General features: G+C 67.0%; 9 protein-coding genes. 8 read left to right on the forward strand and 1 reads right to left on the reverse strand.

The window, feature by feature from the left end; genetic code table 11:
• The first annotated feature begins 77 nt into the window (after positions 1 to 77).
• From pgeF to ACZ5IK_RS44515, 6 genes are all read left to right on the forward strand, one after another.
• A complete protein-coding gene (pgeF, locus tag ACZ5IK_RS44490) occupies positions 78 to 785 on the forward strand; it encodes a peptidoglycan editing factor PgeF (protein ID WP_465493244.1) in 708 nt (235 codons plus the stop codon).
• On the forward strand, positions 782 to 1513 hold the full coding sequence (locus tag ACZ5IK_RS44495; RefSeq protein WP_465493245.1) for a YggS family pyridoxal phosphate-dependent enzyme: 732 nt from the start codon (positions 782 to 784) through the stop codon (positions 1511 to 1513). Before pgeF ends, ACZ5IK_RS44495 begins: the two co-directional genes overlap by 4 nt.
• Positions 1514 to 1595: 82 nt before the next feature.
• Entirely contained in the window at positions 1596 to 2195 is a 600-nt protein-coding gene (locus ACZ5IK_RS44500; protein ID WP_465493246.1) for a cell division protein SepF, read from the forward strand.
• A 114-nt stretch (positions 2196 to 2309) separates the two neighbouring features.
• Positions 2310 to 2585, forward strand: coding sequence for a YggT family protein (locus tag ACZ5IK_RS44505; protein WP_005155180.1), 276 nt, complete (start codon positions 2310 to 2312; stop codon positions 2583 to 2585).
• Between the two features lie 54 nt (positions 2586 to 2639).
• Positions 2640 to 3503 carry a DivIVA-like cell division protein Wag31 gene (wag31, locus tag ACZ5IK_RS44510; protein WP_101609392.1) on the forward strand — a complete coding sequence of 288 codons (864 nt, stop codon included), beginning with the start codon at positions 2640 to 2642 and terminating at the stop codon, positions 3501 to 3503.
• A 96-nt stretch (positions 3504 to 3599) separates the two neighbouring features.
• Positions 3600 to 4196, forward strand: coding sequence for a hypothetical protein (locus tag ACZ5IK_RS44515; RefSeq protein WP_101609391.1), 597 nt, complete (start codon positions 3600 to 3602; stop codon positions 4194 to 4196).
• Here the strand turns inward: ACZ5IK_RS44515 and ACZ5IK_RS44520 are convergent.
• Positions 4193 to 6010 (reverse strand): FUSC family protein, encoded by a 1818-nt coding sequence (locus tag ACZ5IK_RS44520; RefSeq protein WP_465493247.1) that lies wholly within the window; start codon positions 6008 to 6010, stop codon positions 4193 to 4195. The genes ACZ5IK_RS44515 and ACZ5IK_RS44520 overlap by 4 nt on opposite strands.
• Before the next feature lie 261 nt (positions 6011 to 6271).
• Between ACZ5IK_RS44520 and ACZ5IK_RS44525 the strand changes: the two genes are divergently transcribed.
• Both ACZ5IK_RS44525 and ACZ5IK_RS44530 read left to right on the forward strand, forming a co-directional pair.
• Positions 6272 to 7264 (forward strand): DUF222 domain-containing protein, encoded by a 993-nt coding sequence (locus ACZ5IK_RS44525; RefSeq protein ID WP_465493248.1) that lies wholly within the window; start codon positions 6272 to 6274, stop codon positions 7262 to 7264.
• 38 nt (positions 7265 to 7302) lie between these two features.
• On the forward strand, positions 7303 to 7452 hold the full coding sequence (locus ACZ5IK_RS44530; RefSeq protein ID WP_465493249.1) for an HNH endonuclease: 150 nt from the start codon (positions 7303 to 7305) through the stop codon (positions 7450 to 7452).
• Positions 7453 to 7493 lie beyond the last annotated feature (41 nt).

Here is a 7493-nt window from a genome sequence, read left to right on the forward strand (position 1 = left end):
AGTACGTTCCGTGAAGGCCTCCTTGACTACCTTGAAGGTAGTGAAGGGGGCCTTCACTCAGGTCTAGGAGGAATTGCGTGCGGGTACGGCGGGTCGTCACGACAAGGGCAGGCGGGGCTTCCCGGCCGCCTTACGACACCTTCAACCTCGGTGATCACGTCGGTGACGACGCGGGCGACGTCTTCGCCAACCGCAAACGTCTCGCCACCGAACTCGGCCTCACCGAGGACAGGCTGGCGTGGATGGAGCAGGTCCACGGCCGTACCGCCACCGTCGTCGACGGCTCCGAGACCTCCGCCGCCGAAGCGACCGACGCCCTCGTCACCGCCGAGGCGGGTCTCGCACTCGTGGTGCTCGTCGCCGATTGCGTTCCGCTCATGCTGGCCGACGCCGAAGCCGGTGTGGTCGCCGCCGTGCACGCGGGCCGCGTCGGTGCTCGCGTCGGCGTCGTCCCCGCCGCGGTCGAGGCGATGCGTTCGCTCGGCGCCGACCCGGCCCGCACCGAAGCACTGCTCGGCCCCGCGATCTGCGGCGACTGCTACGAAGTCCCCGCCGACATGGCGGCCGACGTCGAAAAGCACGTGCCCGGCAGCGCCTGCAAAACCCGGAAGGGCACCCCGGGTCTCGATCTCCGCGCCGGCCTCTGGCGGCAGCTCGCCGACCTCGGCGTCGGCAAGATCGGCGTCGATCCGCGCTGCACCAACGAAGACAAGACGCTCTTCAGCTTCCGCCGCGACGGCACCACCGGCCGGATCGCGGGGATCACGTGGCTGGACGCGTCGTGAGTGACGCGCGGAAGGCGGAACTCGCCGCCTCACTCGCCGAAGTGCAAGAACGGATCGGCGCCGCGTGCAAGGCCGCCGGCCGGGACCGCGACGACGTCCGGTTGCTCGCGGTCACCAAGACCTTCCCCGCGCTCGACGCCGCGCTGCTCGCCGACCTCGGCGCGCTCGACCTCGCCGAGAACCGCGATCAAGAAGCGGGCGCGAAGGCCGAAGAGGTCGCCGGTCTGCGCCCGGACGCCCGCGTCCGCTGGCACATGGTCGGCAGTCTCCAGCGGAACAAGGCCCGCTCGGTCGTGCGCTGGGCCGACGAGGTGCAGTCCGTCGACTCCGAACGCCTCGCCGAAGCGCTCGCGAAGGCGACCAGGTCGGCGCTCGATTCCGGGCAACGCGATCAGCCGTTGGACGTCCTCATTCAAGTAAGTCTCGATGACGATCCGAAGCGCGGGGGCACTCGGGTGAACGAGTTGGGCCAGCTGGCGGAGCGAATAGCCCATGTGGGTGATATTCGCCTCCAGGGGCTTATGGCGGTCGCTCCGCTGGGTATTGACCCGGCAGAGGCGTTCGAGAAGCTCGCTCGTGCGTCGGAACGTCTTCGGGCAGATCACCCAAATGCCCGTGAGATCTCCGCCGGAATGAGCAATGATCTCGAGCAGGCGATCGCGCACGGCTCGACCTGTGTGCGTGTCGGAACCGCGTTGCTCGGTGGACGCGGTTTAGCCTCGCCCTAGGGAATACCGTCTCGTCGTTACGGGGAGTGGTGGCGAGGGCGGGGGAGCACGGTGCGGGACGCGGCTAAGGCTAGGGAGAGGCATGAGCGCGCTGCAGAAGCTGAAGGCCTACTTCGGGATGGTGCCCGCGGACGAAGACGGCTATGACGTCGAGGATGACTACCGGCGAGGTTACGCCGAAGACGAGTACGACTACGACGATGAGCCACCGGCCCGGTCGCGGGGTGGACGCTACCGGGAAGTCGATGACACTTATGACGAGCCTGTCGCCCGGACTCGGTCACGCTCCGTGCCCAGTCCGGAGCCGGCGGTCCACGGGGCCTTGGCGATCGATCGCCAGCCCGAACCGGTCGCCCGGCTGCGTCCGGTGACGGAACCGGTCCGTCCGGCCGTCCGTGACCCGCTGAGCCGGATCACGACGCTGCACCCGACGAGCTACGCGGAGGCGCGGGCGATCGGCGAGCACTATCGCGAAGGCATCCCGGTGATCATGAACCTCACCGAGATGGAGAACGCGGACGCGAAGCGTCTCGTCGACTTCGCCGCGGGGCTCGCTTTCGCGTTGCGCGGGTCGATGGACAAGGTCACCAACAAGGTGTTCCTTCTCTCACCGCCCGATGTGGACGTCACCGCGGAAGACCGTCGGCGGATTGCCGAAGGCGGATTATTCCTGCGCGGCTGATCACCCGGTGACCGCTGAGCGCAGCCGGATGTGATTTTGTCGACTCATCGGCATCTCGAGGCCGTCAACTGCGTCTTTTGACGCGGGGCATGGCAGAGTGGTTACGTGAATGCTGTGTTGCTGGTCGTCTGGTACGTGCTGTTCGCTTTCTGGCTCCTGCTGACGGCACGGATCGTCGTCGAACTCGTGCGTGCTTTCGCTCGCGAGTGGCGTCCTGCCGGAGGGGTTGCGGTAACGCTCGAGACCATCTACACAGTGACCGACCCACCGGTTCGTCTGTTCAGACGAATCATCCCGACCGTACGAATCGGCGGCGTCGGACTGGACTTATCGATTATGGTGCTGCTGTTGGTTGTGTTCTTTGCGATGCAGCTGGCAACGCCAGGGTGATTTTCGGGGAAACCCCGGTGGACCTGCAGGCCATGGAGTGCGTGAGGTGATCTGATGTCGTTGACCCCCGCTGACGTGCATAACGTCGCGTTCAGCAAGCCGCCCATAGGCAAAAGGGGCTACAACGAGGACGAGGTGGACGCGTTCCTCGACCTGGTGGAGACCGAGCTTGCCCGGTTGATCGAGGACAACAACGAGCTGCGGCAGCAGGTCGAACAGCTCGACAACGAGCTTGAGACCACCCGTGGTGAGCTCGAGAACGCCAAGGCGGGACCAGTCGGCCCGCCGCCACAGGTGCGCGACGAACCGTCGCGTCGCCTGGCCCCGGTGCCGCCGCCGCAGTCGGCGATGGAGCAGACCCAGGCCCACTCGATGGTGCCGGACAACGGGGAGCCCAACGTCCAGGCCGCGAAGGTGCTCGGACTGGCGCAGGAAATGGCCGACCGGCTCACCGCCGAGGCCAAGACCGAGTCGGACGGCATGCTCGCCGAAGCCCGGACCAAGTCCGAGCAGCTGCTTTCGGACGCGCGGTCCAAGTCGGACTCGATGGTGAACGAGGCGCGCACGCGTGCCGAGACCATGCTGAACGACGCGCGAACCCGTGCCGAGACCTTGGAGCGCCAGGCGCGCGACAAGGCGACGACCATGGAGCGCGAGGCTCAGCGCAAGTACACCGAGACCATGAACAACATGAACGCGGAGAAGGGCTCGCTGGGCAAGAAGATCGAAGAGCTGCGCACGATCGAGCGGGAGTACCGCACGAGGCTGCGCGGGTTCCTCGAGTCCCAGCTGCGTGAGCTCGACGACCGTGGTTCGGCCGCTCCCGCCTCGGCGTCTTCGTCGAACTCGGGACAGCCGGCGTCGTCCTCGGGCGGCGGACAGGGCTACTCGTTCGGTCCGCGGGCCGAAGCGGGCTGATTTTCTACACTGTTCGAATTTCTACACAGTGGAACGGCCTCGGCACTCTCCGGAGGGTCGGGGCCGTTTCGCTTGCCCCTCGTGTTGTAATTCACCGTGCTCTACATCGTCCTAGTACTGGTACTGGCGGCTCTGGGGCTGCTCGTCGCGGCGCTCATCACCGCGAACTCCCTGTGGGCCTGGATCTCCATCGGCCTCTCCGTCGTCGCCGGGTTGTTGCTCGTCTTCGACTGGCTGCGCCGCCGGAAGAAGCGGGCCGCCGAGTCCGCCGCCCCCGCCGAGTCCGAAGAACCGGAAGACTCGGAAGAGGCCGACGATTCGGCTTCAGCCGAAAAGAGCGAGCCGGACGAAGAGGAAAAGCCGGAGGACGCCGAGCAGACCGTCCTGATGCCCACCGCCGGTGAGCTGAGCGACACGGACGAAGCTCCGGAGCCTCAGCGCAACGGCGACCCCGGCGAGGAGAAGAGCGATCCCGCGGATGTGGCGATCGTCTCGGACCTCGAAATCGAGGTCGTCGTCGTGGACGAATACCCGCGCTATCACGTGACGACCTGCGCGTGGCTCGAAACCCGGGACACGATCCCACTCGGTATCGGTGAGGCGCGCCAGCTCGGGTTCACCCCGTGCGCGCTGTGCGCGCCCGACGCCGAGATCGCCGGGCAGCACCGCGACAAGACCAAAGCGGACAGCTAGGCGCTTTTGAGCGTCTGAGCCGCCTCGCCGACCGCGACCACGTCGGCGGCGATCGTGTCGAGCACCAGCCGTTGTTCTTCGTCGGCATCCCGCGGCACAGGGATCTCGGCCGCTTCTTCGGTCCCGAGTGTCCGTGCCGCCTCTTCGACGGCGTCCGCGGCTCCGGCCGAGCCGGGACGCAGCAAGAGCGACGACGCCGTGACGGACAGGCCGCGCAAGGCCTCGGCCGCGTTCTCCAGCGCGTCCCGTTGCCCCGGCGCGGGTTCCTTGGTGCCCGGCTCCGCGGCGAGCAAGCCGTGATGCGCGATGGCGGCGGCGCGGAACTCGCGGCCGAGCGTCCGCGGATCGACGTCCTTCCCGCGCAGTTTCCGCCCGACTGAGCCGAGCAGGGCGCGGGTGGCGCCGACCGCGGTCCCGAAGCGTTCCGCCGGACCGGGTTTCGGCACACCGGGGATCGCGGCGAAACCGAAAAGCAGGGCGATGGCGCCGGCGAGGACCATCAAGAGCAGGTACTCGACGAGCACGTAACGCGGGTCGAGATGCCTGGTCGTCGCGTTCATGCCGACCGACATCAGCACCATGCAACCGTTGAACACCGCCGGGCGCGTCTGCATGACGGAGAATCCGCCGAGTAGCGCGACGAGCCCGATCGGCAGCAGAAACCCTTGCGGCAGAAGCCAAAGGACGAGGGTGAGCACGACGGCGCCGCCGAGGGAACCGCCGATGCGCTGCCAGGCCTTGCTGAGGCTGTCCCGCCATTCCGGTTGCATGATGGCGAAAGTGCCGAGCAGGAAGGACACGGTGAGCGGGTCGCCGGGCCGGAAACTCGCGACGACGAGCGCCAGTGCCACCCCGAGCCCGCAGCGGATCGCGTGCCGGAACTGCGGTGACTGCCAGGAAAACGCGCCGCTCAGCTCGATCCGGCGCAGCTCCTTCCGGAGTCCCTTCGGAACGTCCACACGCGACTCGTCGCGCTCGGTCGCCGCCGCCCGGACGGTTTCGAGAGAGTCCCAGAGCGCCGTGACGAGCCTCGCCGTGGCACCGGGCAACTCGGCGGGTTCCTTGCGCCGCACCGGCTCGACGTCTTCCGGTGCCTGCGCCGAGCGCACCGCGTCGGCGAGCCTGTTGGCTTCTTCCCTGGCGGCGTCGAGGGTTTCGCCGATTTCCGGGTTGTCCAACCGTTTCCCGCGGATCTCGAGCAACCCTGTCGCCGCCCGATACCGGAACATGCCGCCGAGCACCCCGGCCGTCCAGCGCCGGGGACGGTCCGCGAGCCAGAGCCTCGCCGCACGCTCCTGCGTTTCGGAAGTGCCCGCCGCGAGCGCGTCGGCCAGCGCGTCCCGGGTCGGCTTGGCCGGATCCTTCGCACCCATCAGCACCCGCAACAGGAGCACGACCCCCACCGCGAGCGCGGGCGCGCCGAGCACCTGCCCCGCCGACGCCGTCCCCGTCAACTGGAAGCCGTACCCGAACAGCGACGCCATCCCGAGCCCCAGCCCGACCGTGACGAACCGCGCCCCGAGCGCGGGCAGCAACCCGGCGATCACCACGATCACCACCAGCAGCCCGATCGCGGCCCACTGCGACACCGCCCCCAGCAACCGTGGCACGCCGACCGCGAGGACCAACGCGGGCGCGAACCACGCCAGCAGCCGCAGATCCGCCCAGAGCGGCCCGCCGACCGCCGCGATGAGGCAGAAGAGCGCGGTGAGGGCCGCCAGGATGGCCGCGTTGCCCAGCCCCAGCAGGAACCCGAGCCCGCTGACACCGCCGAGAACCACCAGTACGACGACGAGGAGTCCGGGCCCTTTCATCGGGCCTCGCTGATCGACATACCCGTCAACCTAGAGGCGATGGGCGGGACGGCAACTCGAAGCCAGGGCTGCGGTTTGGCCGTTTCGCGTGATCCGACGGGACGACACACCCTCGACCGGATCCCACCGCGAGATATCCCTCTGATCACGCGAGAGCGCCACCCAAGCACGGCAGTGGAAACGTAAGAGACCTATCGCCCGCGTGGGTGTCACATGAATATGCTATAGAACACATGTTCGACTACGGGTAGCGTTGCGTTTGTGGCCAGCGATGACAGATCCCAGACGACACCCGCCGAGTGGTGGCGCCTCGACACGGCGACATTGCATGCCCGCAAACAGGAACTCGAAGTCCTGAAGCGTCAACTGGATGCTGAGCAGAACGCGATACTCGCGGAAATCAATATCCGTGGTGTTCGGGGATGTAGTGGCCATTCGACGTTGTCGGCGATGCTTTACGAGGACTTCCATTTGACCGTCAAGGAAGCCGATGCCCGCGCCGACCGGGTTCTCGCCCTCTATCCCGGCCCATCGATCGGCGGCGACCCCAGTCCGCCTCTCGCGCCGCTGACCGCTGAGGCTTCCGCGGAAGGCGCGATCGGCGGTTCACAGATCGACGCGATCATTGCCGCCCTGGCCCGGATCCCGTCTTTTGTTCCAGAGGAGGACGTTCGGGGCGGGGAGAAGATCCTGGTGGATCTGGCCCGCCATGCTGGGCCACGTCAGATCGCCCAAGCTGGACGACGGTTGCTGGACGAACTGGATCCGGACGGGAAAGAACCCCGGGATGAGAACCCGAAAGACGCCCGTCCCGAACTACGGTTCGTCAAGCACCGCAACGGCACACTGGGGTTGAAAGGCATCCTCGACCTGGAGACCTACGCCCGGCTGAAGTCTGATCTGGATCCGATGGCGAAACCGCATAAGGCCATCGACGGAGTCCGGGACTCCCGTAGTCAGGACGAACGCTACGGGGATGCCTTCGCCGACTACGTGCGGCTCAAGACCACCAGCCGCAATCTTCCCGGGCAGTCGGGGGAGGCCACCCACATCTTGGTGACCATGTCCTACGAGGACCTGATCCGGGATATCGGCGAAGCCCACTTGGATCTGGTGGGCCCGATCAGCGCCACCGACGTGCGGATCCTCGCCTGCGATGCCCGGATCCGGCCCATTGTCCTCTCCGGTGCTGGGCAGCCCTCGACATGGGGCGGTCCAGTCGCTCCGCCACCACCCCGCAGAAGCATGCTTTGAAGATCCGGGACGGTGGGTGCGCGTTCCCGGGCTGCGACATGCCGGTGCAGCGCTGCACCGCTCACCACATCGTTTTCTGGGAACACCACGGCGAAACCAAAATCGACAACCTTGTGCTTCTGTGCACCAAGCATCGTGTGTCCCGAATGCGATTGAGAGGTTCTGATGTAGAAGCCAGAGTCGCTTGAGTGCAATGCTGTGCTGGAGATGAAGGTAGGTCCTTCGGCAT

This window comes from Amycolatopsis sp. NPDC031561, assembly GCF_055580625.1.

Excerpts from the sequence above, each read along its gene's own strand:
- ACZ5IK_RS44500 (WP_465493246.1), top strand. The coding sequence starts at position 1,596 with ATGAGCGCGCTGCAGAAGCTGAAGGCCTACTTCGGGATGGTGCCCGCG.
- wag31 (WP_101609392.1), top strand. The coding sequence starts at position 2,640 with ATGTCGTTGACCCCCGCTGACGTGCATAACGTCGCGTTCAGCAAGCCG.
- ACZ5IK_RS44520 (WP_465493247.1), bottom strand. The coding sequence starts at position 6,010 with ATGAAAGGGCCCGGACTCCTCGTCGTCGTACTGGTGGTTCTCGGCGGT.
- ACZ5IK_RS44530 (WP_465493249.1), top strand. The coding sequence starts at position 7,303 with ATGCCGGTGCAGCGCTGCACCGCTCACCACATCGTTTTCTGGGAACAC.